This window comes from Vibrio sp. KUL70, assembly GCF_059725515.1.
Window position 1 is genome coordinate 174,075 of record NZ_AP045834.1, and the last position, 24,780, is coordinate 198,854.

Consider the following 24,780-nt stretch of genomic DNA (forward strand, 5'->3'; position numbering starts at 1 on the left):
TTTGCAATTTGAAAGAAACAACAGACAAATGTGAATGTGTAACCATTGGCTTATTTGTGGAAATATTGAAGGCATTTATGTTTTTAAACCCAGAGATGCTTGCATATGGTTTTTGTTTGAACGAATGGCCTGAAAGAGATAGACCTGGCTCAAAAATAAGTTTTCGGGGACATTTATATTTTCAAAGAAATGCACCCATGGGTGAAGCTGTTTTTGATGAGCATTTAACTTTGCTTTGGTGTTGCTAAACTTAAGAGCGTAGCGTTTAGCAACATATACAAATATGTAAGGCTTGTTTCTTCGATGTTGAAATGAGCTAATTAAGTAAGATATGGAGAAAATATGTTAAATAACAAGAGTGTACTGATTACGGGTGGTACGGGCTCATTCGGTAAACAGTTCATTAAAACGATTCTAGAAAAATATAAAGAAGTAAAGAGGATTGTTATTTTCTCCCGAGACGAACTTAAACAATTTGAGATCAAACAACAATATCCAGCCAAAGATTACCCTCAATTACGTTTCTTTATCGGTGATGTTCGTGATCAGCAAAGAATGATCCAAGCTTGTGAAGGTGTTGATGTCATCATTCATGCGGCAGCGATAAAACAAGTTGATACTGCGGAGTACAATCCAACAGAGTGTATCCGTACCAATGTTGATGGTGCTGAGAATGTTATTCATGCCGCATTACAATGTGGTGTTAAAGATGTTGTTGCGCTGTCTACAGATAAAGCTTGCGCCCCTATCAACCTGTATGGTGCAACTAAGCTAGCTTCCGACAAGCTGTTCGCGGCAGCAAATAACATCAAAGGCTCTAAAGACATTCGCTTTAGCGTTGTGCGTTACGGCAACGTAATGGGCTCGCGAGGCTCTGTGATTCCATTCTTCATGAAGAAAAAAGAAGAAGGCGTGTTGCCTATCACTCATGAAGAGATGACTCGCTTCAACATTTCTTTGCAAGATGGCGTGAACATGGTGATGTATGCTCTTGAAAACCACTTAGGTGGCGAGATTTTCGTACCAAAAATCCCATCTTACAAAATCCTTGATATTGCAGAAGCTGTCGCACCTGGTATCGAAACGAAAGTGGTAGGTATTCGTCCTGGTGAGAAACTGCACGAAGAAATGATCACGGACACAGACTCTTTGAATACGATTGATTTAGGTCGCTATTATGCCATCTTACCTTCAGTTTCATTCACCTACACTGAGGATGAGTATCTCGATCATCATAAAGCAAAAAAAGTCCCGTTCGGCTTTAAATACAACTCAGGTACGAACACGGAGTGGGAAACTGTTGAAGGCTTACGTGAACTGATTAAAGAGCACGTTGATCCAAACTTTACGGTGTGAGGTGTAACGTGATTCCTTACGGTAAGCAAGATATCAACCAGCAAGACGTTGACAGTGTATTGGACGTTTTGAAGTCAGATTTTCTGACGCAGGGGCCTCAGGTTCCGGCATTTGAAAGTGCGCTGATTGAACATACTGGCGCAAGCTATGCGTTGGCAGTGAACAGTGCGACGTCGGCATTACATATTGCTTGTCTCGCGCTCGGTCTGGGGCAAGGAGACTGGTTATGGACATCTCCGGTGACGTTTGTCGCATCAGCAAACTGTGGTTTGTACTGTGGGGCAAAAGTCGACTTTGTTGATATTGACCCAGATACATACAACATGTGCCCTAAACGACTCGAAGAGAAGCTTATCAAAGCAAAAGCGGAAGGTAAGTTGCCAAAAGTCGTCGTGCCAGTCCATTTATGTGGGCAGCCATGTGATATGGCTGCAATGGGTAAGTTAGCCAAAGAGTACGGCTTTAAACTGATTGAAGATGCTTCGCATGCGATTGGTGGCCGATATCAAGGCCAACCGATAGGGAATTGCGAATATTCAGACATCACGGTATTCAGTTTCCACCCGGTAAAAATCGTCACCACTGCAGAAGGTGGTGCTGCTCTGACTAACAGTAAAGAACTGGCGGATAAAATGGCACTGCTGCGTAGTCACGGTATCACGCGAGACCCAGAGTTGATGCGTGGTGAGTCTCATGGGGGTTGGTATTACCAACAGATCGACCTTGGATTCAATTATCGTATGACAGAGCTGCAAGCTGCACTGGGTGTCAGCCAAATGAAGCGCTTGAATGAGTTTGTCGCTGCTCGTCACGAGTTAGCGCAAGGCTACTATAGTCAGTTAGATAATGTGCCTATTGTCCTGCCTTACCAGCTTCCCGATACTTATTCGGGGCTGCATTTGTTCGTGATTCGTTTGAAATTGGATGAGATATCACTCAGCCATCAACAAGTTTTTGATGCGTTACGCGAGCGTGGTATTGGTGTGAATTTGCATTATATTCCAGTGCATACCCAGCCGTATTATCAAGATTTAGGTTTCACGGAAGGGGAGTTCCCAGAGTCCGAACAGTACTACCGCGAAGCGATTTCCTTGCCAATGTTTCATGGTATGACGGAAGCGCAACAGAATACGGTTGTCGATGTGTTAACGGATATTTTAAAAGGTTCGTAATGAAAATAGCGATTATTCCAGCTCGTGGTGGCAGCAAGCGTATTCCGAGAAAAAATATCAAATCATTTCACGGTAAACCGATGATCGCTTATTCGATAGAAGCTGCGAAAGCATCTGGTTGCTTTGACAAAGTGATCGTTTCTACGGACGATTCAGAAATAGCCGAAGTCGCGAAAGCACATGGAGCGGATGTGCCGTTTCTTCGTCCTAAAGACATTGCCGATGACTATGCGACCACTATGGATGTCATGGCGCATGCTATTAGTTGGTGCCAGAATGAAGGTTGGGATTTAGAAGCGGTTTGTTGCTTGTATGCAACGGCTCCGTTTGTTCTGCCTGAAGATCTTCAGAGAGGTGGCGAGTTACTTAAGGATGTTGGGGTGCAATTTGCATTCAGTGCGACCTCTTTTCCATTCCCAATCCAGCGAGCGATTAAGCTCGACCAACACCGTTCGGTGTCAATGTTTGCCCCTGAAAACGAGCAGGTGAGATCTCAGGATCTGGAGGAGGCTTACCATGATGCTGGTCAGTTTTACTGGGGACGGACACACGCATTCTTAAACAAGCTTTCCATTTTCTCTCCTCACTCTAAAGCCGTGTTGCTGCCTAGGTGTCGTGTCCAAGATATTGATACACAAGAAGATTGGGAGTTGGCAGAGGCACTTTATTCTGCTTTAAAACTTGAAAAAGAATAAAGTGAAAATGTTATGAACGTTATTTTTCGAGTCGATGCTTCCTTGTTAATTGGAAGCGGACATGTCATGCGATGCTTGGTTCTTGCGGACCAACTGAAGCGAAACAAGTATGACGTTACTTTCGCATGCACGCCTTTAAAGGGGGATATGCGATCGTACATCATAGAGCGCGGGTTCAATGTGATTACACTCGCAAACCCGCAGCAGGCTATCACTCCCCAGCACGATGCGGATTATACCGCTTGGCTTCAAAAAACAGTCACTCAGGATGCAAACGACTTTATTGAAGTGGTGGGTGATGTCGATTTAGTCGTGACAGATCACTACGCAATAGGTGAACAATGGCAGAGCCGAGTCAAGAAAGCGTTGGGCTGTAGATTGTTGGCAATTGATGATCTCTCTCGTGTTCACAACGTAGATGCTCTTCTTGACCAAACCTTGGGGCGTACCGAAACAGAGTATTGTGGAAGTGCCTCTGTTGTGTTGGCTGGCAGTGAATATGCTATGCTTCAGCCAGCTTTCGCGAGCAAACGCGAATTAGCCCTGTCACGGAGTTTATCCTCTGAACCTCTGAAGGTATTGGTATCAATGGGAGGCGTCGATGCTCCGAATGCGACGCTTAAAGTATTAGAGACTTTAGTCCCACAAGTCCATGCGAAGTTTTCCGTTCTACTCTCTCCACGTGCACCTCATTACAAAGAGGTCACACGATGGTGTGCTAGCCAACCTCACGTGACGCATTTAGACTTCGTCTCCGATATGGCAAGTTTAATGTTGGAGCATGATGTTGCGGTTGGTGCCCCTGGTACAACTAGTTGGGAGAGAGCATGTTTGGGGTTGCCAAATCTGATTATCCCTCTGGCTGACAACCAGAAACTGATCAGTCAGCAGCTCACTCAACGTAAAGCCGCAATTAAAGTGGGGATTGAAGACATCTCTACGGAGTTAGTGAGTGCTTATACTGCTTTGATTGAAAATTGGTGTAAAACAAAGCAAGCCAATCTCGCTTTATGTGATGGTCGCGGTGTTCGCCGAGTGGCATTTGCCATCGACCAACTCCTTGGATTAAATAAGGTGGATGTGTCTCTAGAGCTGGCATCGTGTGAGGATATCGAACTGGTTTATGAGTGGCAGTGCCATCCACGCACGAGAGAATATGCGTTAAACGCTGAACCACCAACCTGGGCGGAACATCAGACCTGGATGTCAAACAAGTTGGCCCAGGCTTCTGATTATTTCTATATGATGATAAACCGCGCTGATCATCGCAAACTTGGCGTCGTGCGTTTGGATAGAATAAAGGCCGGGCATTATCTTGTCTCCATCTTTGTTGAGCCTGGAAGTTATGGGCGAGGTATTGCATCTCAAGCACTGACCGTCGTTGATGCGATACACTCTGATATGACTTTGCATGCCACTGTTTTAAAAGCTAACACGGCTTCTCAGCGATTGTTCCAAAGAGCGGGCTACCACCAAATCGATGATGAAACTTATATTCGACAACCAATTGATTGAGGCAAAAATGAAGCCATTTATAACCATTGACGGCCGTAAGATCGGCCCAGATTTTCCACCCTATATCATTGCTGAACTTTCTGCTAATCATAATGGTGATATCAACCGTGCCTTTCAAATTATGGAAGAGGCGAAGAAAGCCGGGGCAGACGCGATCAAGCTTCAAACCTACACACATGAGACCATTACGATGGACTGTGACTCTGAAGAGTTTCAGATCCACGGTGGTTTGTGGGATGGACAAAGTTTATACGAGCTTTATAAAGGCGCTCATATGCCTTGGGATTGGCACAAGCCACTTTTCGAAAAAGCTCGAGAGCTAGGTATCACCATTTTCAGCTCTCCTTTTGACTTTACCGCAGTCGACCTTTTAGAAGAGTTGAATGCACCGGCATACAAAATTGCGTCATTTGAAGTAATAGATTTGCCGTTAATTAAACGTGTCGCTCAAACAGGCAAACCAATGATTATCTCAACAGGGATGGCTAATGAAGAAGAAATTTCAGAAGCTATCAAAACGGCTAAAGATAACGGTTGTCAGGAGTTAGTCGTTCTTCATTGTGTAAGCGGTTATCCGGCCCCTGCTGAACAGTATAATCTGAAAACAATAGCCGACATCGCAGAGCGCTTCGATGTTCTGTCTGGTCTATCTGACCATACTATTGACAACGCTACTGCTGTTACGTCTATTGCTCTGGGCGCTGTTCTTATTGAAAAACATGTCACGATGGATCGTAATGGTGGTGGTGCTGATGATAGTTTCTCACTTGAACCTGCAGAGTTACAGGCACTTTGCCAAGATACTAAAACGGCGTGGCAGGCATTAGGCCAAGTAAACTATGAAAGAACAGAAGCAGAGAAAGGCAATGTTAAATTCCGTCGTTCTTTGTATGTAGTAAAAGATGTGAAAGTTGGAGAAGTATTTACAGCAGATAATGTACGCAGTATTCGTCCTGGGTTTGGTTTAGCACCGAAGTATTATGACAGTGTACTGGGTAGTACAGCAAGTAAATCAGTAGCGGCAGGAACAGCACTAACATTTGATATGATTAAAAGATAAAAATTGTGGGGATTACTCCCCACTTTTTTTTACATCAATATTAACAATGTTACTTTGAGAGAAAAGACTGAATATTCTCTGTTCACGTTTGCTTACTAGGTCAGTTAGTTGAAAAGACTTATCACTTTCATTGTGTAAGTTGTATATAGGCATCCCTGGGTATAGCATTAATGCGGTGTATTGAGCTGTAGATAAAATGCCGACTAAGCCTGATAGTTTAATTTGCTTTTCAAGAATTTCTATTTCTAAGGGGAATTCGCTAATATGATAAGTGACATTCTTCATTTGAAGAATTCGACTTTTCAGTTCTTCTGACTCTGTTCGATGAGGGAAATATACGATTGGCTTATTATGTTTTGTTATAAAGTAATTTAGCTCATTTATATAAGAGTCTATGGTCTTTCTTCTTTTATGACCAATTGCTCCTTGCCCAATAAAGCCTATAGGTGCATTAGAGTCATACAAGGATTCCGAGTTATATCTCTCTTTCAGGGTCGATAGTGTATTTTTCGTTATTTTATGTTCCGGGTTAGGGATGTCGAATATGGTGAAGAGCTCGAGATTTTTACTTTGACTAATCTTACCAATTGGTTTGCAATTGCGAAGTCTCACAACGATATCTTGAATAAGTCTTGGTCGATAATATATTTCTTTTGTTCTGATTGACTCTTCATATTCATTGACAGTTAATGTCCCATCATCAAAGTAAACTTCTTTGTTAATAGGTAAATTACGGAGAATCAACTTGGTTCTCCAAGCCATATATTCAGCATGGAAAAAGTGATCTATACGCTTTCCTTTAGTGAGTTTCTTTATTTCTTTTATTGCTTTCGGTACATGCTTACTTCTAGATACCCTAGGGATTTCAATAATATGCTGCCACTTTTTTCGATCTAGTAGTCTTGCTTCCTGACTGATACCTGGCTCTGAGCTTTGTTTAACTAAGAGCAATATATTATTTTGGGTGTCGTAAGTACGTAGCGCTTCTTCCGCACAGATGTATTGAAATGGTGATGTAACCAAGAAAATGTTCATAGAACAACCTGCTTATAGCTATCTTGTTATAAATACTAATAACTTTGATTGTTGCACTCAATCATTTGAACTTCTTGCTTATTTTTGTTATTAGAACTAGTGAGTAACCCAAAAAACCTAAATTGTTTACTAGGAAAAGTATTTTTTTCGTTTTATTGTTAACTTTTCCATCAATTCCATCGTGCATTTTATTAAATTCAAAAATAACTTCCTTAAGCAAACGATAAGAGCCGAAACCATAAAAAGTTTGACTTATTGCTGTTTCATACCAATTAACCAAATTAGCAATACACTCTTCATTGAAAATGTTGAATTTTTCACAGTTACGCATAAACTCTTGAGATGATTTTATTCTACCATCAACAACTTTTCTGGATTTTTTATTGGTTATTGAGTTTTCATTATATACATAGTAGAACGACTCTTTGTTGACCTTTAATATATTGTCTGTTTTATGGAATAAAAAGTACGAAATAGCATTATCTTCATAATAAGAGTGCTCGACGAAAGTGAAATTATTACTAATAAGGTATTCAATCGACCACATGCACGAAGGTACAGGTGCAGATCTAATACTTGAAGTGGCTGTTTTAACTGAATTGTTTTTCTTTATATAATAATCAAACACAACTATGTCGTGGTTACTTTTCATGTGCTTACTGAGTAATAATATGTAATCACTAACTATTTCATCGTCAGCGTCAACGAAAGATATGTATTTACCACTGCAATTTTTTATTGCGGTATTTCTTGCCCCACCAAGCCCTTTATTATTTTGATGTATCAACTTAAGTTTGTTAAAGTCTTTTGCTATTTCATTACAGATAGAATGTGTTGAATCTGTAGAACCATCATCGATAATTATTAACTCTAATAATTCATCACAATCTTGTTCTATGATTTGGTTAATAACATTTCTTATATGCAATTCTGCATTGAATGCACAAATACAAACTGATAGAGTTCCCATAGAAGCACCATAAAGCAATAATTATATACATATTATCATATGTATTACATCTGTGTAATGTAATCGTTTCTCCAATATCTACTTTTGGAGTGACACCGTATACGCCAAAGCACCTTGGCTTTTTTTTACGAGATTTAGTGCTGTATTTTGAAGTAACTTATAGTCGGATTTACTGTTGAACAACCTTACTATGTTGCAACTCATCTGTACCGACTCACAAACAATAACTCCTTTTTCTTTCTGTAATTGCTCCACAATCTCTTTGAAATTAAAATAACTCGGCCCCGTCACCACAGGTACTCCCAACGCTGCGGGCTCAAGCACATTATGCCCACCAACCTTATCGCCAATTAAGCTGCCGCCCATAAAGCAGATATCTGCAGCGCCTATTAAAACCAGCATCTCGCCCATGGTGTCACCCACATAAACTTGTGACTTTTCATAAGACTCAATGTCTGTGTTTGTTCTACGCGTGGTTGTAAACCCTGAGGATTGGCATAAATGAACCACATCATCAAATCGCTCAGGGTGACGTGGAACTATCATTAGCAAAGCATCCGGATAGGTGTTAAGTACCTCTTTATGTGCCTCTAGAATCTGCTCATCTTCACCTTTGTGAGTACTGGCGGCGATCCATACCGGGCGGTTTACACCAAGCTCAGCCCTTAACGCTTTACCTTTTGTTTTTACGTCATCTGAAATTTGTATATCGAACTTGATTGAGCCAGTGACGACTAGCTTACTCTTCGCGACACCCAGTGATTCAAAGTGGTCAGCGTCAGATTGACTTTGGCAAAGTACCTTCATCAAGCAAGGCTCTATGACATTGAAGACGGGCTGAAACTTGGCGTAGTTGTTTCGAGACTTTTCAGACAAGCGTGCGTTTACCACTGTGATGGGTACACCAAACTTAGAAACTTGGTGCAGCGTGTTCGGCCACAACTCTGTCTCAATGATCAGCATTTTCTGCGGTTGGATCGCGTTAAGAAAGCCCTTTACCGCAAAGCCAAAATCAATCGGCATGTATCTGTGTTCAACCAAGGCACCAAGCTTCTCAATCTGTTCAGCTCCCGTACTGGTTGTGGTGGTCACTACAATAGTTTGCTCTGGATTTTGCTTTTTTAGCGCTTTGATAAGAGGCGTTGCGGCAATACTTTCACCAACAGACACCGCATGAATCCAAATAGGGCGCTGGCTTGATGCGAGCTTAGGTGTGATACCGAAGTGTTCCTTCCAACGTGTGCCAAACTTGGGTTTGTTTGGCTTACTTTTATATAAGCCAAACAGAAGCAAAGGAGCGACAAGTGCGAGGAGCAGCGTGTAGAAAAACCGAATTAACATGCGCTTACCGAAATAGCCTCTAACTTGTGGATGCTATTAATAACTTGTTTCGGTGAAAGCTCGGTTAGACATTTTAAGTGTTTGAACTCGCATTCACGTTGGAAACACGGACGGCAATCAATGTCGGTATGCACAATCTCGACTTTTTCAGCCAGTGGTGGCGTATATTTGGGAGATGTTGAACCGTAAACCGCAACAACGTTACAACCCACGGCTGCAGCAACGTGCATCAAGCCAGAATCGTTTGCAACCACAGTTTGGCAAGCACCAAGCAGATCTACGGCTTCAATGAGGCTCGTTTGACCCGCTAAGACGTGAATTTGCGATTGCAGTTCTTCAGGAACAAGATCTTTGATGTTGTTACACGTGTCCAAATCTTTTTGAGAACCAAACAGCCACACTTGCTTACCTGCTTTACTCATCGAGGTTGCAACTTCTGCATAATGTGTTTCAGGCCACTTTTTAGCCGGGCCGAACTCCGCGCCTGGGCAAAGGCCAGTGATGGCAGTCTCTAAGGTAAGATTAAACTTGTTCGCTGTTTTTAGCTGCTCATCTTTGAGAATGGTGAGAGCCGGTCTCGGTAGCTGCTCCAATCCACCTAAAGAGCGAGAGTCGATCATTTCTGCTTTAGGGTGGGCAAGGGCGACATAACGCTCAACCATGTATTGGAATGATTTTTTATTGGGGCGCAGATCATTTAAAAGACCATAGCGCATCTCACCTTTCCAGCCGGTACGTTTGGGAATATCCGCAAACCAAGGAATCAGTGCCGACTTAGCCGAGTTAGGGCAAATGAAAGCTTGGTCATACTGAGCTTCACGCAGCGTTTTACCGATCGCTCGACGACCGAGAAAGTTAAACTCACCATGACCAATTGGCATATCAATCGCTCGATTAACCTCTGGCATACGCTCAAGAATCGGCTTACACCAACCGGGTGCCATCACATCGATGACGGCATCAGGGTGTTGTTGTTTCAGGGTGATGTAAAGTGACTGTGACATCACCATATCGCCCACCCAAGATGGACCTATGATCAGAATTTTTTTCATCGTGTATACGTCTTGAGCCACAGCTCTCTGTCTTCGTAAGGATTGTAAGTACTTTCAGGATCCGGCTGAGTGGTTAAAAAGCGCAGCACCCACATGTACTGTTCAGGGCGTTCTTTTACGCACTCTTCAATAAACTCGTTCATTCTCTGAGTGTCTTGATGATCGCTTTTTGAAGGATAATCCTGCCACGCTGGAAGTACATCGATATTGAATAAGCCGGTTTGAGCGTCATAGCTTGAGAAGACCGGGATGATTTTTGCGCGGCTTACTTTAGATAATTTACCCAGTCCAGGTAGTGTCGCTTTCGGTATATTGAAAAAATCCACAAAAATACTGTGTTCGCGACCGTGATCTTGGTCTGGTAAGTAATACCCCAAATAGCCCTCTCGTACGGATTTGATAAAAGGTTTAATGCCGTTGTCTCGCTCGTACACTCGACCGCCATATTGCACTCTTTGTCTATGCATTAACCAATCGGTCACCGGATTTTTCTGTTTCTTTGCCATCGCTGAAACAGGTAGACCTTGAGAAGCCAGATAAATAGCAGGAATATCAATTCCCCAGCTGTGAGGCACTAACAAGATAGCTTTGTGCCCTTGCTCCAGTGTCTCATGAATATTGTTGATACCATGAACGGTGGTGCTTTTTGTTAACCAGCTTTGGCTGCGTAGCGAAAGAGAGGCGAAGTTAAGCAAAAATGAAACAGCAGTGGTTAGCGTTTTCTCAAGCAGTTGCTCTTTTTCTGCGTCACTTTTTTCTGGGAAGCAGAGGCCGAAGTTAATCCACGCATTGTTTATGGTTCTACTCGGCTTTTTAATCGCATATCTTGCTAGCTTGCAGCTCAACCAGTACTTTGTTTTTTGTGGGAAAAATACCAATGGTATTCCCACTAAGATAGCTAGCCATGTTCCCCAGTGTTTCGGAGCAAGAAAGCCCCACTCAAAGGTGGGGTTGTAGGCATCTGGATCGAAGTCGTTACGCTTCTCGGTCATTGAAAACTCTCAGTTCTTAGAGCGCTCTTAATCTAGCGAGCGCTCCTGATCTTGAAAAAAAGCAAGAGGACAATTATTTGTTCTTCAGTGCCATGTACTCAGCAACGCCTTCGGCAACGGTTTTGAATTGAATATCACAACCCGTTGCGCGCAGCTTCGTTAAGTCTGCCTGAGTAAACTCTTGGTAAGCGCCTTTTAGGTGCTCTGGGAATGGAATGGTCTCAATTTCACCTTTACCGTGGTGCTTGATGACGGCTTTGGCAACCTCTTCAAAAGATTCAGCATTGCCAGTACCTAGGTTGAAAATACCTGACACGCCATTTTCTAGGAACCAAAGGTTCACTGCTGCTACGTCACCCACGTACACAAAATCACGTTTGAATGTCTCGCTACCCGCGAACAGCTTTGGATTTTCACCCGCGTTCATCTGGTTGTTTAGATGGAAAGCAACCGATGCCATGCTGCCTTTGTGCTCTTCACGTGGACCGTAAACGTTGAAGTAACGGAAGCCGGTGATTTGCGATAGTTTTTCGTTATGCGCTGCGGCGTCTTCTTGCAAGCGACGAACATAGTTATCGAACTGCTGCTTAGAGTAGCCGTATACGTTTAGCGCACCTTCGTACTCTTTTTCTTCAATAAACGTATCTGTCTCGCCGTAAGTGGCGGCAGATGAGGCATATAGGAAAGGAATTTCACGCTCAACACAGTAATGCAGTAGCTCTTTTGAGTACTCGTAGTTGTTAAGCATCATGTACTTACCATCCCACTCGGTTGTCGCAGAGCATGCACCTTGGTGGAAAATCGCTTCGATATGGCCGAAATCATCGCCAGCCATAACTTGAGTTAGGAAGTCGTCACGATCCATGTAATCAGTGATGTCTAGGTCGACAAGGTTTTTGAACTTCTTACCATTCTTTAGGTTGTCGACGACTAGGATATCGTTGTGGCCTGCTTCATTAAGTGCCTTAACAATATTGCTGCCAATCATGCCAGCGCCACCCGTTACGATAATCATATTTTACCTACTCTTTTGAATACAAAACTATCGCGAGTATAGCAAGGAATGAACAATTCGGGCTAGTGCAAACCAAGGTTACTCGCCTGTTAGCATCTGAATTGGCTTCATAAATTGAGCATATAATCAGGGAGTTTTATATCGCAATGGGAAATAGCTACCGGTAGAACAAGACTTGCTGCCAGCCGTTCAAGACTGACTAACAGCCGAATAAGGCTTGAGGTTCCACCTACCAGATGTTAACGACTCGATCTATCTGGTTAGGGGCGATATACTGACTCTCTAAACAGATAGGGATTCGAAATAGAAATGAAGACACGTGACAAGATTGTTTATGCGGCATTGGAACTATTTAATGAGCACGGCGAGCGTAGTATTACCACCAACCATATTGCTGAACATATTGAGATCAGCCCTGGTAATCTTTACTACCATTTTCGTAACAAACAAGAGATTGTGCGCGATATCTTCACTCTGTATTCAGAGGAGCTTCTAGAGCGTTTTACTCCAATCCAGGGCCAAAAAGAGAGCCTGACTCTGCTTAAGCACTACTTGGATTCCATCTTCACCTTGATGTGGAAATACCGTTTTTTCTACGCCAACCTTCCTGAGATCCTGTCTCGAGATGAGCAGCTGCACAACGATTACATGGCGGTGCAAGAGCGTTTGCAATCCAACCTAATTGCGATCATGCGTGCATTCGTGGATTTGAAATTGTTGAAAGCCTCTGAAGATGAGATGAAATCTATGGTGACGTCTCTGCACCTTATTGCGTCGAGCTGGCTTGCTTATCAATCTGCCATGTCACCAAGAACCCAAATCACCGAGCAAGTGATTCACCAAGGTATGCTACAGATGATTGCTGTGGTGAAGCCTATCGCAACCACTCAAGGCTTTGAGCAGTTAACTTTGTTGGAAGATGGTGTTCGTGCGTTGAATGGATAGTTGAAAGATACGAGATTCGAGTAAACGGGATGCGAAGAGCATAAGAGCAGCGTGTTGTTCGTCGCACCTACCTCCTCATTTTTACTTGCTCTTCGTATCTCGAATCTCGTTTACCCGCATCTGCTCTTATCTCACCAACCAACTCTTCGGATTCTGTGCCTGACTGTTTCGGCGGATTTCAAAATAGAGGGATGGACGGGATTGACCGCCAGTGTCACCTGCAAGTGCGATGGCTTCGCCGGCTTTGACTTTATCACCCTCTTTCTTAAGTAGCGCTTGGTTAAAGCCGTATAGCGTCATATCACCTTTACCGTGATCGAGCAGCACTACCAAGCCATAACCGCGCAGGTATTCAGCAAATACCACGGTACCAGAGTAGACAGATTTAACCTGTTGACCGTAGCTTGCGTTAATCACCATACCTTTCCAATTCACTTGTCCGGTTTGGCGAGTACCATAGTTATGCAGCACTTTTCCTTTAATCGGCCAAGGAAGCTTACCTTTGCGTTTTGCTAGGCCGTCCATTGGCACCGCATTGCGTCTTTCACGAGCGGCTTTTTCCGCTTTGGCAATCTCTGCTTTTAGGCGAGTCTCATTGCGTTGCAGCTCTTCTAGATAGGTTTTATCTCCAGAGATCCTCTTCTTAATACTGCCCACCGTCTTTTTACGTTGCTCTTGAGTCTTAGCGAGCTGATCGCGCTTGGTGGTTTGCTGTTTAAGAAGGGTCGCAATTTGCTCTTGTTCGGCTTTACGAAGGCGCTGACTCTCTTCAAGTTCAGCTTGAGTTTGTTCGACCGCTTTAATCGTGGTGGTGCGCGCTTTAGCTAGGTGTTGGTAGTAGTGGCTAATACGATCTTCTTCGACACCGGTATTCAAAATATGCGAAGGCGCTTTTGCTCGGCGCGTCATGTAGTAAGTTTGAATAAGCTGTTCGAGCTTTTGGGTGTGAACTTGCTTCTGAGTAATCAGCGCTTGAATCTTATTGTTGAGTTGCTGGATATTGGCATTGGCGGTAGCAAGTTGCTCCTTACGCTCCTTGATGCCTTTCTCTAATGAAGCGATAGAGAGCTCTTGCTGCTTGAGGTTGGCCTGCAAGCTATCCAATTTTTTTTGTTGAGAAGATAGGGCTTGCTGCTGACGAGAGATCTCACTCTTCACCCCTTTTAGCTCACCTTGGGAGGCTGCATGAGTAGATATAGAAAACATTGCACTAGAAAGTAAAATAAGGCTGCTTATAGCTTTAATTTTTTTCATTGTTTTTGTCATCTAAGTTACAGCCCACTCATTAAATTACTCGCATCCCGCATCTGCTCCTAAATCCCATCACCATGAATAAAGTTTTGAGAGCGTCCGTTAAACCCTTGGTCCATATCCAGAGATGGCTTATCGGTTTTCGGCTTACCCACAATTTTAGCAGGAACACCAGCCACAGTCGTATGAGCAGGAACCGCTTGCAGTACCACAGAACAAGAACCGATTTTGGCGCCTTCACCAACTTCAATGTTGCCCAAGATCTTGGCACCAGCACCAATCATGACACCTTCGCGGATCTTAGGATGACGATCACCGCCTTCTTTACCTGTACCACCTAAGGTTACGTCTTGTAGGATAGATACGTCGTTCTCAACAACCGCAGTCTCACCAATCACAATGCCGGTTGCGTGGTCGAGCATGATCGCTTTACCAATACGGGCAGCAGGGTGGATATCCACTTGGCATGCAACAGAAATTTGGTTTTGCAGATAGGTGGCAAGCGCAATACGGCCTTGTTTCCACAACCAGTTAGCCACGCGATAACCTTGCAGAGCGTGGTAGCCCTTTAGGTAAAGCAGCGGCATAGAGTACATCTCTACCGCAGGGTCTCGTGTCACGGTTGCGCAAATATCGCAAGCGGCAGCATCAATGATGGCTTGGTCTTCAGCAAAGGCTTGCTCAACCACTTCGCGTACCGCCATCGCCGGCATTGACGCGGTTTTGAGTTTGTTTGCCAGGATATAACTTAACGAAGCACCGAGACTGTCATGGTTGATAATGGTCGCATGATAAAAACTCGCAAGCATAGGCTCCTGCTCAGACTGCTCTCGAGCTTCCTTTACAATGCATTGCCAGACTTTTTGTTGTTCACAGTGTTTCATTTTTTACTATCCATTCTTAAAGCAAGTGACGAGATGTGAGTAAACGAGTGGCGAAGAGCTAAAAGATGAGAAAAGCTTTTGCTCTTCGAATCTCGCATCTCGTCACTCGAATCTGCTCTTTTAACCTTCCGATTTCTTATCTCGAGCCAGCAGATCTTTCGCTGCTAAGTGTGCATCTTTTCCTTGATACAACACTTGATAAATTTGTTCAACAATTGGCATCTCAACACCCATGCGTTCAGAGAGAAGCCAAACCTCTTTGGTGTTGCGATAACCTTCGACCACTTGGCCGATTTCTTGTTGTGCGGTATCGACATCTTTACCCGTCCCCAAAGCTAAACCGAAGCGGCGGTTGCGAGATTGATTATCGGTACAAGTGAGTACCAAGTCACCCAAGCCAGCCATACCCATGAAGGTCTCGGGTTTTGCGCCTAGTGCTGCACCTAAGCGGCACATTTCAGCCAGGCCTCGAGTGATTAACGCGGTACGAGCGTTGGCACCAAAGCCGATGCCGTCAGACATACCAGCACCAATCGCGATAACGTTCTTAACTGCACCACCCAGTTGCATGCCGATGAAATCATCATTCGCGTAGACACGGAAGGTACGGGTACAGTGAATCTTCTCTTGCAGCTCTTTTACGAACTCTTTATCTGGTGAAGCAACAGAAATCGCCGTCGGCATACCTGCAGCCAGCTCTTTGGCAAAAGTAGGGCCAGATAAGACGGCTAATGAATAACCGTCACCAATCACATCATGCGCGACATCTTTGAGTAGGCGACCTGTTTCCGGCTCTAGACCTTTGGTTGCCCAACAGATACGTGAATCTGCTTTTAGGTGAGGTTTTAAGCTATTCAACACAATGCCAAACACATGGCTCGGTACAACCACAAGTAGGTCGCGGCTTGCAGATACTGCCTTCTCTAGATTAGACTCAATAATCAAGCTTTCAGGGAAGTTGATGTTTGGCAGGAACTCATGGTTAGCGCGATCGGCTTCTAAGCGAGCCATATGCTCAGGATCATGGCCCCAAAGCACAATGTTAGCGCCGTTACGTGCAAGAGAAATGGCTAAAGATGTGCCATAAGAACCAGCGCCAATCACCGTCATAGCGATCTCTTTGCCATAAACGCTCTTTCTATCATAAGCGCTACTGATGTCATTAGTGCGAGTTGTGTCTGTCATGCTTCCACCTGAAAGTCTTGAGGAAATGAGAGGAGTATCTTTCTACTATATCGCTAGAACAAAAGCGATAAAATAAAAAATGCACACCGCATAAGTCGCGCTGTGCATTTTTAAACGGTCGGATTAAGTCTTAAATAACTTAAGTTTGCTCGCCTTAAGTCTTAAATAACTTAAGCTTGCTCGCCTTCAGCTTGTTGAGCTTGGTTTTGTAGGTAGTTCATGAACAGAGCGTCGAAGTTAACTGGTGCTAGGTTCAGTTGTGGGAACGTACCTTTAACCACTAGGCTAGAGATTGTTTCACGAGCGTATGGGAATAGGATGTTCGGGCAGAATGCACCTAGACAGTGTGCCAGTTGGCCCGCTTCCATTTCGCTAGCAGTGAAGATACCACCTTGTTGAACTTCACACAGGAATGCCGTCTCTTCTGCGTTCTTAACTGTCACAGTAAGACGTAGGATAACTTCGTAAACGCCTTGGCCAAGTTCACGGCTCTGAGTGTCTAGGTCCAGTTTTACATCTGGGTTCCACTCTTTTTGGAACATATCTGGCGAGTTTGGCGCTTCAAAAGAGACGTCTTTTAGGAAGATACGTTGGATTGCGAAGTTTTGTTGTGCTTCTTGAGGTGCTGCTTCAGCCATTTTCTTGTCCTTAAAAATTTACATTGGGCTCCGTAACTTGAGATGGGTTACGAAACCTGAAAAACGAGTATATCGATAACCGTGTCTGCTAATAACGGTAATTGCTACTAACGGCGTTACTTCTTGCCTTTCACTAAAGGTAGGTTTGCTTCGCTCCAAGCAACTAGGCCATTTTTCAGTAGGCTCACGTTTTCAAACCCAGCTTTCGCTAGTAGGTTTGCACTTTCTTGAGCGGTTTGACCTGTTTTACATACCACAATGATTGGGTCTGCTTTGTGGCTTTCAAGGCTACCAAAGTTGTTTGCTTTGATATCTGAAGGCAAAATGTGAAGTGCGTCAGTAATATGACCTTTTTTGTATTCATCTTTAGTACGAATATCCACCACAACACCATTTTCACGGTTCATTAATTGCGTGGTTTGCGCCGCAGTAATCTCTTTATAAGCCGCATTCGATGTTTTGATGACATTCATAATGATGGCCACTACTAAGCCAATCCATACGATGGCTAAAATCATATTCTCTTGAATAAAAGGTACTAACTCTTGCATATCTTAGACTCTTGTCGTTTAGGGCTAGAAACTATACCCAAGCTTCTCGCGGTTACTTTGGTATGTCGCTCTGGAGTATAGCGATAATGGATTACAGAATACAGAAGAAGCAGAAGGTTGTGAGTGAAGGCGCGTAATAAAGCCGTTTTTGTCTAGAATTTATGCATTTACTTGTACACTCTTATTCACTATCATGATCAATTAGTTGTTTAAGCTGAACAACTAATTGAGGTTGAAGCTTAGCCTCTGTATATAAACGTTTATATCTTTAATAGGAATCAGTATGAAAAAGATGGCTCTAGCGGCAGCACTAGCTGTTAGCTTCTCAGGTGCGGCTTTCGCAGCGACTGAAACTGCAGCAGCGGCAGGTGCTGGCGCAGGTACTAGCGGTGCAGCGGCAGGTGCAGGTGCATCAGCGGTAGCAGCAGGTACAGCAACGACGGTAGCGGTAACAACAGCTGCAGTAGCAGTAGGCGCAGCAGTAGCCGTAGCTTCTAACGACGGCGGTGCTACAACTACGACTAACACTCAGTAATTTATTACTTGAGTGAATGAAAAGCCATTTTATGTGAGAGCATAAAGTGGTTTTTTTATATTAGAGTGTTCCCTAATACCAATCACAGTAAGTAAGTGATCAAAAATAGCGCAGGAAAAAGGCTTGAGAACAAGGCGGAATTTTTCGATAAGTAGTTATTCTACAATCAAAAATTCTAACGCAGTTATCGAGCATTTTAACAAGCTAGGGTGAGCAATTATTTACTACGATTGGTATAATTTATCAGTTCATTATCTCACTCGTTCATACTATCGCTAGGAAGCGTAAACAATCATGATTAAACCTTTTATCGCCTCTTTAGGTTTGTTGCTTGCGGGCTGTTCCCAGCAGTTTCAAGACTTAAACGCCACTTTTAATGAAGCCATGTTTGGCGGTGCTGATGTTTCCACTTCAGCTGAATATATCCAAGACCTACCTTACGCCAGTATTTATGCGCAGATTAACGATCAAGGTAAAATATTTATGGTGTTGGCGTTTGTTGGACAAAACCCAGAAACGGGCGCAGAGCAACTCAAGTGGATGTCTTCAGATAAAGCGATGATTGTGACTGAAAATGGCCGAGTAGTTCAAACCTTATTGCTACCTTACGAGAACCTGTCTGGCCTAGCAGCAAAGCCAACCAATGCATTGGTGCCAAGTTTTGATTTATCAGTACAACCCAAAGCACAGCAATGGCAAGCCACGTACGATTGGCAGCCAGACTATCGATTTGGTTATAGCGCTAACGTTGTACGTACTTATGCAGATCAAGAAACCGTGCAGACCCCGTTTGCCGCGATTGAAACCAGTAAGTTTATCGAACAAGTGAGTTATCCAGCCCTTGGCGAAAAAATAGAAAATGAGTATTGGGTAAACAGTGAAGGTAAGGTGGTGAAAACGGTTCAGTTCCTTGGCCCAAATATGACTCGTATAGAGTTAACCTTGCTTAAGCCTTATCAAGCGAACTAATCGGTGGTGATAGACAGTATGAAATCAGTAATGAAACTCGGTAAACGTACCGCATTGGCTTCGCTTGGTGCTGCGCTCTTCTTGTCAAATATGGCACACGCCCAATCTTTAGAGCCTCACGCTCAACAAGCGCAACAACCGCAGCTTAGCGTTGAACTGCCTGTTCAGGGCATCACTCTCAATTACACTCAACCCGTTCGTTTAGAGCAGGTATTGAATGACGCGAATGCGAATGGCGCGTTAGGATACTTTCCTTTGTCAGCACAGCTGTTTGATCGCAATGCGCAGCCGCAGGTCGATAACCTAAAAGCACAAGTGATTGAACAGTTGAGTCAACTGGCGCTTCAAGAACCACAAGCCAGATCTGTGATTACACAATTGGAGTCTTTTGATTACCAAGCACGTTACTTTGTTGATTTAGACAGAAACGCAGTGATCTCCCAACCAGAGAAAAATCCGTTATTGGTTTCAAAAGATATGTCGCTTCTCAAAAACGGGTCGCTTTCAAAAGACCTTGCGTTCCAATCAGCTAATTTGCCTATATCAGAGCAGTCAAACCAAGCGCAGCGCTTTGACTTGTATCTCACCCCAAGACCAATCGGCGTAACGGTGGTTGGCGCAGTTAAACAAGCACATAAACTTAAGTTAATTGAGCACGGACAGTTAGATAACTATCTCTCTAAACTTCCAAAAGGTGAGCTACTTGAGGTTGCAGATAGAAGCACAGCCTTTGTCATTCAGCCAGACGGGCATGTGGATGAGATAAGCTACGCCTACTGGAACAGTAAGCAAGTTTACTTTGCACCCGGTGCGATTCTGTTTATCGCGTTTGATTCGCTGCCTTCTGAGTTCTCAACTTTGAATCAAAATATTATCGAACTTCTACGTCATAAGGTTAATTTGTAATGTCGGCTAATCAATCATTCCCATTAACGCTTCTGGCTAGCTCGATTACTGGTGCGTTACTGGCTGTCAGTAGTTTTTCTGTTGCTGCGCAAGACTTTTCTGCAAACGCAATAGAGCAGGTGCCTTCTGAAGTCGAGGTTTCAAGTTTTGACTCTCCGACACTAAAGCATTCGCAAACCAACTTTGGTGGCGTAGGTTTAATGCAGATGCCCACCGCACGTATGGCACCAGAGGGTGAGTTCAACTTAAGTGCATCGTTTAACAACGAGTATTACTTCTATAACGTTAGCCTACAGGTAATGCCTTGGTTGGAAGCGACAGTTCGTTATACCCAAGTTCAAGACTTGCTTTACAGCGGTAACGGTAGTGCAGATTGCTCTCAAAACAGCTTTAGTGGCTGTACGAAGTACACAGATAAAGGCATCGATTTTAAAGTTCGCTTAATTGAAGAAGGTTACTACTTGCCAGAGTTGTCTGTCGGTGTTCGTGACTTTGGTGGTACAGGCCTGTTTGATGGCGAATTTGTTGCAGCCAGTAAGCGATTTGGCCCTCTCGATGTAACCTTAGGTATGGGCTGGGGTTATATGGGTACTAGTGGTAATTTTACTAATCCATTCTGTAAAGCCAGCGATAGGTTTTGTGAGCGCCCGTCTGATTTTAAAGGCAATGGCGGCAGCATTGACTTTGAGCGTTGGTTTAAGGGTGATGCCGCTATCTATGGCGGTTTAGAGTATCAAACGCCCTATAAGCCACTAACCTTAAAGCTCGAATACGACAGCAACGACTACTCGCAAGACTTCCCTGTAGTACGTGGTGGTGTTGATATGACGCAACACACTCCTTGGAATGTGGGGGCTCTGTACCGTTTCAATGACTGGGCGACAGCTAAAGTGAGTTACGAGCGTGGTGATACCCTAACTATGGGCTTTGACCTAACCACCAACTTCAATCAAATCGCCTCTATCTGGCGTGATACAGAAGCTGCACAGCTTCGCCCTACTGAAGCGAGCAGTATGGATGAGGTGGATTTAGCCAAACTAACTGAAGAGTTAGATACCATTGCAGGCTATGAACAAGCTCAGGTTCTGGTTGATGACAATACGCTGGTGGTGAAAGGCGAGCAGGTTAAATACCGCGACCGTGAAGTCGCATTAGAGCGCGGTGCAACGGTAATCGCTAATCACGTTCCTGATTACATCGATACTTACCAAATTGTTGAAACCAGCAGTGCAGGTGAGCTTTTGCAAACCGACATCAACGCTCAGCAATTTAAACAAGCGGCCAGCTACTCTTACTTAGACTCTGATATTAAAGATTCTACTCAACATAGAGAAGTTGCATCGAATTCAGCAACTGAGTATTACGATGCTCGTGAACGTTTTGATGTTTCTGTATCTCCAAACTTAGCTCAATCTTTCGGTTCTGCTGAAGATTTCTATCTGTATGCTTTAGGTTTGTACACTAATGCCTCTTTCTGGGCGACCAATAATATTGAGTTGTCGGGCTCTTTGTATATCAACCTTATTGATAACTACGATAAGTTTAACTACACAGTACCAGAAGACGGCACCGATCAAACCGCAAGGGTGAGAACCCTATTCCGTGAGTACGTAGAAGAGCCAGTTCGCTTAGACAGGTTACAACTAACCTGGTTTGAAGACTACGGTAGCGGCATATACAGCCAAGCTTATGCGGGTTACTTGGAAAGTATGTTTGCCGGTGTCGGTGGTGAAGTGCTGTATCGTCCATACAATAGTAACTGGGCTGTTGGTGCAGATGTGACAGCTATTAGCCAACGTGATCCAGACAGCTGGTTTAAAACCTTTGATGAAGAGTGGCAAGCTCACCCAACTAATCCTGATCGGTCATACCGCGTGATTGACAAAGGCACCACAGGCTTTGTGACGGGTTACTACATGCCACAATGGGAGTTCTTAAGTGATACCTTGTTTAAAGTCGGCGTTGGTAAGTTCCTTGCTGGCGATGTGGGTACCCGAATCGACTTCTCAAAACAGTTCAAGAGCGGTGTCATCGCCGGTGCATTTGTGAGCTTAACCGACTTGAGCGAAGAAGACTTCGGTGAGGGCAGTTACACCAAAGGCTTCTACGTATCGATTCCATTTGACTTGTTAACGGTCAAACCAAGTTCAAACCGAACTCAGTTTACATGGCAACCGCTAACCCGCGACGGCGGACAGGTATTGAACAAGCAGTACAACTTGTTTGAACAAACTGATGCAAGATCGCCATGGTTCCAAAGGCCAAGTAAGGTTAAATGATTTAGTAGATTAGAGTAAACGAGATTCGAAGGGCTGCAAAGTCTGATGTTGGACTAGAAATGCGTTCAGTATGGATTATTAGCTGCGTCATTCCCTACAGCGAGGTACGAGCGTGATAGGGAATCTCTTTTCGTGAACAACGGAAAGAGATTCCAGACGCTTCGTCCCTCAGCTCTGGAATGACGAGTTTTAATAATGCCCTAACTCGAATTAGATTCTTGTATGATATCTTCCGCAGTCCCGAATTTTTATGCTATTGGATTCTTATTTTTCTAAGCGCCCAACCATTCAACAAGGTTGATAATACAAACAAACTGTGGATAATACATACGGATTAAATTTGAGCATGTTTTGATATGTGCTTTATAAAATTACCATTGGCTTTTCTCTACCGTTCAAGAGGCCGCTTATGGTGCACAGACAACTACGCAGTGTGATGTCGCGGTATATCAACGGGCGGTAGCGTGCCCGGAAGCGAATTTAAATGGGACCGATATCAAACTATCACTCCTTTTACCCTCCGTTTTAACTACTGCTATTCGTTTAAGCCACTGCTAATGGTAAGGTCATCTGTCTTGTATCACTTGGACGTGATTACATTTTCTCAACTATGATTTGGTTAACATGAAGATTAAGAAAAATCGTCTCCTTCTTGCGTTATTGCCCGCTTTACTGGTTGGCTGTACTACTCCAGGTACGCACCTTACTACCGATGATAAGAATGTGATCCTTCCTTCTGAGGAACAACAAACTGCGGATATTTCAGATGTTGTTAACCTTTACCCGTTAACCGCCCAAACGGTTTCTAGTTATAAAAGCGAAATTCAATCTGTCTCTCAAGCTAACCCTGAGTTAGATGTTGATATCGCGAAGTATGAGTACAAAGTGGGCGTGGGGGATATTCTGAATGTTACGATCTGGGATCACCCGGAGCTGACGATTCCGGCAGGCTCTTACCGTAGCGCTTCTGAAGCGGGTAACTGGGTTCATGCTGATGGCACCATTTTCTACCCATACATTGGCACGGTAGAAGTCGCAGGCAAAACCGTGCGTGAAATTCGTGCAGAGGTTGCCAAGCGTTTAGCGAAGTACATTGAAAGCCCGCAAGTGGATGTCAATGTTGCGGCTTTTCGTTCTAAGAAAACCTACGTGACTGGTGAAGTATCTAAGCCGGGTCAACAGCCAATCACCAATATTCCGTTAACACTGCTGGATGCGGTGAACCGCTCTGGCGGCCTGTCTGAAAATGCCGATTGGCGTAATGTTTCTTTAACGCGCAATGGTGTTGAAGAGAACATTTCACTGTATGGACTGATGCAGCGTGGTGATTTAACACAAAACCGCTTGCTACAAGCTGGCGATATTGTTCATGTGCCACGTAATGACAATCAAAAAGTGTTTGTGATGGGCGAAGTGAATGAACCACAGTTACTGAAGATTGATCGTGTAGGTATGAGTCTAACCGAAGCGCTGAGCAGTGTGGGTGGTATTAACCAACTTTCTGCTGATGCGACAGGCGTGTTTGTGATTCGAACTTCTGATGATAAATCAGAACGCATGGCGGACATTTACCAATTGAACATGGAAGATGCGTCCGCTTTAGTCATTGGTACCGAGTTTGATTTGAAGCCGTATGATATTGTTTATGTCACGGCAGCGCCGATCAGCCGTTGGAACCGTGTAATCGGACAACTTGTTCCGACCATTACTGGTTTCAATGACCTAACGGAAGGCGCACTGCGCGTTCGTAACTGGCCGTAAATAAAGTAGATTAAATATCGGGCCGCATTCTGTGTGGCCCGGTTTATATGGTGCCCCTGTTTATATAGTTGCCCAGTTTATATAGTTGATAGTAATTTATGTTTAATAAAATTCTTGTAGTTTGTGTCGGTAATATTTGTCGTTCGCCAACGGGAGAGCGTGTTTTACAAAAGTTATTACCGAACAAACACGTCGCTTCAGCGGGTATTGCAGCGGAAAAAAGCCGTTTGATTGGTAAACCAGCAGACGAAACCGCAATTCTAATTGCAGCAGAAAATGGCGTGGATGTAGAAGACCACCAATCACAACAAGTGACGCCGCAGCTTTGTGCGCAGTATGATTTGATATTAGTGATGGAAAAAGGCCATACGGAAGCGTTAACCCAGATATCTCCGGAAGCGCGTGGTAAAACCATGTTGTTTGGCCAGTGGATAGGGCAACGCGACATCCCCGATCCTTATCGCCAGAGTCGAGAGGCTTTTGAACACGCTTATAAGTTGATTGATGAAGCCGCACAAGCGTGGGCGAAAAAGCTTTAATCTATTTAATAAAGCTTCAATCGATTTAACAAAGCGCAGAATAAGCGTTGAATCAGCAGAAACGATAACATAAACGATTTAGGGTGGTTTGTTTTTAATAAGCCAACCAACAAAATAGTACGAGTTTTAGGAAA

At 43.9% G+C, this 24,780-nt stretch carries 22 protein-coding genes and 1 pseudogene; 12 read left to right on the forward strand and 11 right to left on the reverse strand.

Annotated features, from left to right (window positions below; all coding sequences use genetic code 11):
* Nucleotides 1–342: 342 nt before the first annotated feature.
* Genes pseB through pseI form a run of 5 tightly spaced genes read left to right on the forward strand, consistent with a single transcriptional unit; the run spans nt 343 to nt 5,798 of the window.
* A complete protein-coding gene (pseB, locus tag AC6I7V_RS00790; RefSeq protein WP_498011130.1) occupies nt 343–1,356 on the forward strand; it encodes a UDP-N-acetylglucosamine 4,6-dehydratase (inverting) in 1,014 nt (337 codons plus the stop codon).
* A complete protein-coding gene (pseC, locus tag AC6I7V_RS00795) occupies nt 1,353–2,528 on the forward strand; it encodes a UDP-4-amino-4,6-dideoxy-N-acetyl-beta-L-altrosamine transaminase (RefSeq protein WP_498011131.1) in 1,176 nt (391 codons plus the stop codon). Before pseB ends, pseC begins: the two co-directional genes overlap by 4 nt.
* Nucleotides 2,528–3,223, forward strand: a complete 696-nt coding sequence (gene pseF, locus AC6I7V_RS00800) for a pseudaminic acid cytidylyltransferase (RefSeq protein WP_498011132.1) — start codon at nt 2,528–2,530, stop codon at nt 3,221–3,223. Before pseC ends, pseF begins: the two co-directional genes overlap by 1 nt.
* 12 nt (nt 3,224–3,235) lie before the next feature.
* Nucleotides 3,236–4,738: a UDP-2,4-diacetamido-2,4,6-trideoxy-beta-L-altropyranose hydrolase gene (gene pseG, locus AC6I7V_RS00805; RefSeq protein WP_498011133.1), complete on the forward strand. Its 1,503-nt coding sequence runs from the start codon at nt 3,236–3,238 to the stop codon at nt 4,736–4,738.
* Nucleotides 4,739–4,745: 7 nt separating this feature from the next.
* Nucleotides 4,746–5,798, forward strand: coding sequence for a pseudaminic acid synthase (gene pseI / locus AC6I7V_RS00810; RefSeq protein ID WP_498011134.1), 1,053 nt, complete (start codon nt 4,746–4,748; stop codon nt 5,796–5,798).
* Between the two features lie 12 nt (nt 5,799–5,810).
* Here the strand turns inward: pseI and AC6I7V_RS00815 are convergent, their stop codons facing one another.
* The 6 genes from AC6I7V_RS00815 to rfaD form a co-directional block, all read right to left on the reverse strand.
* Nucleotides 5,811–6,833 carry a polysialyltransferase family glycosyltransferase gene (locus tag AC6I7V_RS00815; protein WP_498011135.1) on the reverse strand — a complete coding sequence of 341 codons (1,023 nt, stop codon included), beginning with the start codon at nt 6,831–6,833 and terminating at the stop codon, nt 5,811–5,813.
* A gap of 61 nt (nt 6,834–6,894) precedes the next feature.
* A complete protein-coding gene (locus tag AC6I7V_RS00820; protein ID WP_498011136.1) occupies nt 6,895–7,803 on the reverse strand; it encodes a glycosyltransferase family 2 protein in 909 nt (302 codons plus the stop codon).
* 78 nt (nt 7,804–7,881) lie between these two features.
* On the reverse strand, nt 7,882–9,144 hold the full coding sequence (waaA, locus tag AC6I7V_RS00825; protein WP_498011137.1) for a lipid IV(A) 3-deoxy-D-manno-octulosonic acid transferase: 1,263 nt from the start codon (nt 9,142–9,144) through the stop codon (nt 7,882–7,884).
* Nucleotides 9,138–10,196 (reverse strand): lipopolysaccharide heptosyltransferase II, encoded by a 1,059-nt coding sequence (waaF, locus tag AC6I7V_RS00830; protein WP_498011138.1) that lies wholly within the window; start codon nt 10,194–10,196, stop codon nt 9,138–9,140. Before waaF ends, waaA begins: the two co-directional genes overlap by 7 nt.
* A complete protein-coding gene (gene lpxM, locus AC6I7V_RS00835; protein ID WP_498011139.1) occupies nt 10,193–11,188 on the reverse strand; it encodes a lauroyl-Kdo(2)-lipid IV(A) myristoyltransferase in 996 nt (331 codons plus the stop codon). Before lpxM ends, waaF begins: the two co-directional genes overlap by 4 nt.
* Before the next feature lie 73 nt (nt 11,189–11,261).
* A complete protein-coding gene (rfaD, locus tag AC6I7V_RS00840; protein ID WP_255231640.1) occupies nt 11,262–12,203 on the reverse strand; it encodes an ADP-glyceromanno-heptose 6-epimerase in 942 nt (313 codons plus the stop codon).
* Between the two features lie 309 nt (nt 12,204–12,512).
* Between rfaD and AC6I7V_RS00845 the strand changes: the two genes are divergently transcribed.
* Nucleotides 12,513–13,148, forward strand: a complete 636-nt coding sequence (locus tag AC6I7V_RS00845; RefSeq protein WP_255231639.1) for a TetR/AcrR family transcriptional regulator — start codon at nt 12,513–12,515, stop codon at nt 13,146–13,148.
* A 126-nt stretch (nt 13,149–13,274) separates the two neighbouring features.
* Here AC6I7V_RS00845 and AC6I7V_RS00850 read toward each other — a convergent pair whose 3' ends face one another.
* From AC6I7V_RS00850 to AC6I7V_RS00870, 5 genes are all read right to left on the reverse strand, one after another.
* Nucleotides 13,275–14,414 (reverse strand): murein hydrolase activator EnvC family protein, encoded by a 1,140-nt coding sequence (locus AC6I7V_RS00850; RefSeq protein ID WP_498011140.1) that lies wholly within the window; start codon nt 14,412–14,414, stop codon nt 13,275–13,277.
* Between the two features lie 47 nt (nt 14,415–14,461).
* A complete protein-coding gene (cysE, locus tag AC6I7V_RS00855) occupies nt 14,462–15,283 on the reverse strand; it encodes a serine O-acetyltransferase (protein WP_150896142.1) in 822 nt (273 codons plus the stop codon).
* 120 nt (nt 15,284–15,403) lie between these two features.
* Nucleotides 15,404–16,468, reverse strand: a complete 1,065-nt coding sequence (gpsA, locus tag AC6I7V_RS00860; RefSeq protein ID WP_498011141.1) for an NAD(P)H-dependent glycerol-3-phosphate dehydrogenase — start codon at nt 16,466–16,468, stop codon at nt 15,404–15,406.
* A 170-nt stretch (nt 16,469–16,638) separates the two neighbouring features.
* Nucleotides 16,639–17,106: a protein-export chaperone SecB gene (secB, locus tag AC6I7V_RS00865; protein ID WP_032551186.1), complete on the reverse strand. Its 468-nt coding sequence runs from the start codon at nt 17,104–17,106 to the stop codon at nt 16,639–16,641.
* 116 nt (nt 17,107–17,222) lie between these two features.
* Nucleotides 17,223–17,657: a rhodanese-like domain-containing protein gene (locus AC6I7V_RS00870; protein ID WP_150870387.1), complete on the reverse strand. Its 435-nt coding sequence runs from the start codon at nt 17,655–17,657 to the stop codon at nt 17,223–17,225.
* Nucleotides 17,658–17,940: 283 nt separating this feature from the next.
* Here AC6I7V_RS00870 and AC6I7V_RS00875 point away from each other — a divergent pair, with 283 nt between their 5' ends.
* From AC6I7V_RS00875 to AC6I7V_RS00900, 6 genes and pseudogenes are all read left to right on the forward strand, one after another.
* Nucleotides 17,941–18,192, forward strand: coding sequence for a hypothetical protein (locus AC6I7V_RS00875; RefSeq protein WP_498011142.1), 252 nt, complete (start codon nt 17,941–17,943; stop codon nt 18,190–18,192).
* A gap of 294 nt (nt 18,193–18,486) precedes the next feature.
* Nucleotides 18,487–19,161, forward strand: a complete 675-nt coding sequence (locus AC6I7V_RS00880; RefSeq protein ID WP_498011143.1) for a YjbF family lipoprotein — start codon at nt 18,487–18,489, stop codon at nt 19,159–19,161.
* A gap of 18 nt (nt 19,162–19,179) precedes the next feature.
* Entirely contained in the window at nt 19,180–20,067 is an 888-nt protein-coding gene (locus tag AC6I7V_RS00885; RefSeq protein WP_498011144.1) for a capsule biosynthesis GfcC family protein, read from the forward strand.
* Between the two features lie 170 nt (nt 20,068–20,237).
* A pseudogene (locus AC6I7V_RS00890) lies at nt 20,238–22,346 on the forward strand (YjbH domain-containing protein); the annotation flags it as partial.
* Nucleotides 22,347–22,970: 624 nt separating this feature from the next.
* A complete protein-coding gene (locus AC6I7V_RS00895; protein WP_498011145.1) occupies nt 22,971–24,107 on the forward strand; it encodes a polysaccharide export protein in 1,137 nt (378 codons plus the stop codon).
* A 98-nt stretch (nt 24,108–24,205) separates the two neighbouring features.
* A complete protein-coding gene (locus AC6I7V_RS00900; RefSeq protein WP_498011146.1) occupies nt 24,206–24,646 on the forward strand; it encodes a low molecular weight protein-tyrosine-phosphatase in 441 nt (146 codons plus the stop codon).
* Nucleotides 24,647–24,780 lie beyond the last annotated feature (134 nt).

Bases quoted from the DNA above. Each gene is read 5' to 3' on its own strand.
- secB (WP_032551186.1), bottom strand. From the start codon at position 17,106: ATGGCTGAAGCAGCACCTCAAGAAGCACAACAAAACTTCGCAATCCAA.
- rfaD (WP_255231640.1), bottom strand. From the start codon at position 12,203: ATGATTATCGTAACGGGTGGCGCTGGCATGATTGGCAGCAATATTGTT.
- waaA (WP_498011137.1), bottom strand. From the start codon at position 9,144: ATGTTAATTCGGTTTTTCTACACGCTGCTCCTCGCACTTGTCGCTCCT.
- AC6I7V_RS00885 (WP_498011144.1), top strand. From the start codon at position 19,180: ATGAAATCAGTAATGAAACTCGGTAAACGTACCGCATTGGCTTCGCTT.
- pseF (WP_498011132.1), top strand. From the start codon at position 2,528: ATGAAAATAGCGATTATTCCAGCTCGTGGTGGCAGCAAGCGTATTCCG.
- pseI (WP_498011134.1), top strand. From the start codon at position 4,746: ATGAAGCCATTTATAACCATTGACGGCCGTAAGATCGGCCCAGATTTT.
- waaF (WP_498011138.1), bottom strand. From the start codon at position 10,196: ATGAAAAAAATTCTGATCATAGGTCCATCTTGGGTGGGCGATATGGTG.
- AC6I7V_RS00870 (WP_150870387.1), bottom strand. From the start codon at position 17,657: ATGCAAGAGTTAGTACCTTTTATTCAAGAGAATATGATTTTAGCCATC.
- AC6I7V_RS00875 (WP_498011142.1), top strand. From the start codon at position 17,941: ATGAAAAAGATGGCTCTAGCGGCAGCACTAGCTGTTAGCTTCTCAGGT.
- AC6I7V_RS00895 (WP_498011145.1), top strand. From the start codon at position 22,971: ATGAAGATTAAGAAAAATCGTCTCCTTCTTGCGTTATTGCCCGCTTTA.
- AC6I7V_RS00850 (WP_498011140.1), bottom strand. From the start codon at position 14,414: ATGACAAAAACAATGAAAAAAATTAAAGCTATAAGCAGCCTTATTTTA.
- gpsA (WP_498011141.1), bottom strand. From the start codon at position 16,468: ATGACAGACACAACTCGCACTAATGACATCAGTAGCGCTTATGATAGA.
- AC6I7V_RS00815 (WP_498011135.1), bottom strand. From the start codon at position 6,833: ATGAACATTTTCTTGGTTACATCACCATTTCAATACATCTGTGCGGAA.
- AC6I7V_RS00845 (WP_255231639.1), top strand. From the start codon at position 12,513: ATGAAGACACGTGACAAGATTGTTTATGCGGCATTGGAACTATTTAAT.
- AC6I7V_RS00900 (WP_498011146.1), top strand. From the start codon at position 24,206: ATGTTTAATAAAATTCTTGTAGTTTGTGTCGGTAATATTTGTCGTTCG.
- pseG (WP_498011133.1), top strand. From the start codon at position 3,236: ATGAACGTTATTTTTCGAGTCGATGCTTCCTTGTTAATTGGAAGCGGA.
- cysE (WP_150896142.1), bottom strand. From the start codon at position 15,283: ATGAAACACTGTGAACAACAAAAAGTCTGGCAATGCATTGTAAAGGAA.
- pseB (WP_498011130.1), top strand. From the start codon at position 343: ATGTTAAATAACAAGAGTGTACTGATTACGGGTGGTACGGGCTCATTC.
- lpxM (WP_498011139.1), bottom strand. From the start codon at position 11,188: ATGACCGAGAAGCGTAACGACTTCGATCCAGATGCCTACAACCCCACC.
- AC6I7V_RS00880 (WP_498011143.1), top strand. From the start codon at position 18,487: ATGATTAAACCTTTTATCGCCTCTTTAGGTTTGTTGCTTGCGGGCTGT.
- AC6I7V_RS00820 (WP_498011136.1), bottom strand. From the start codon at position 7,803: ATGGGAACTCTATCAGTTTGTATTTGTGCATTCAATGCAGAATTGCAT.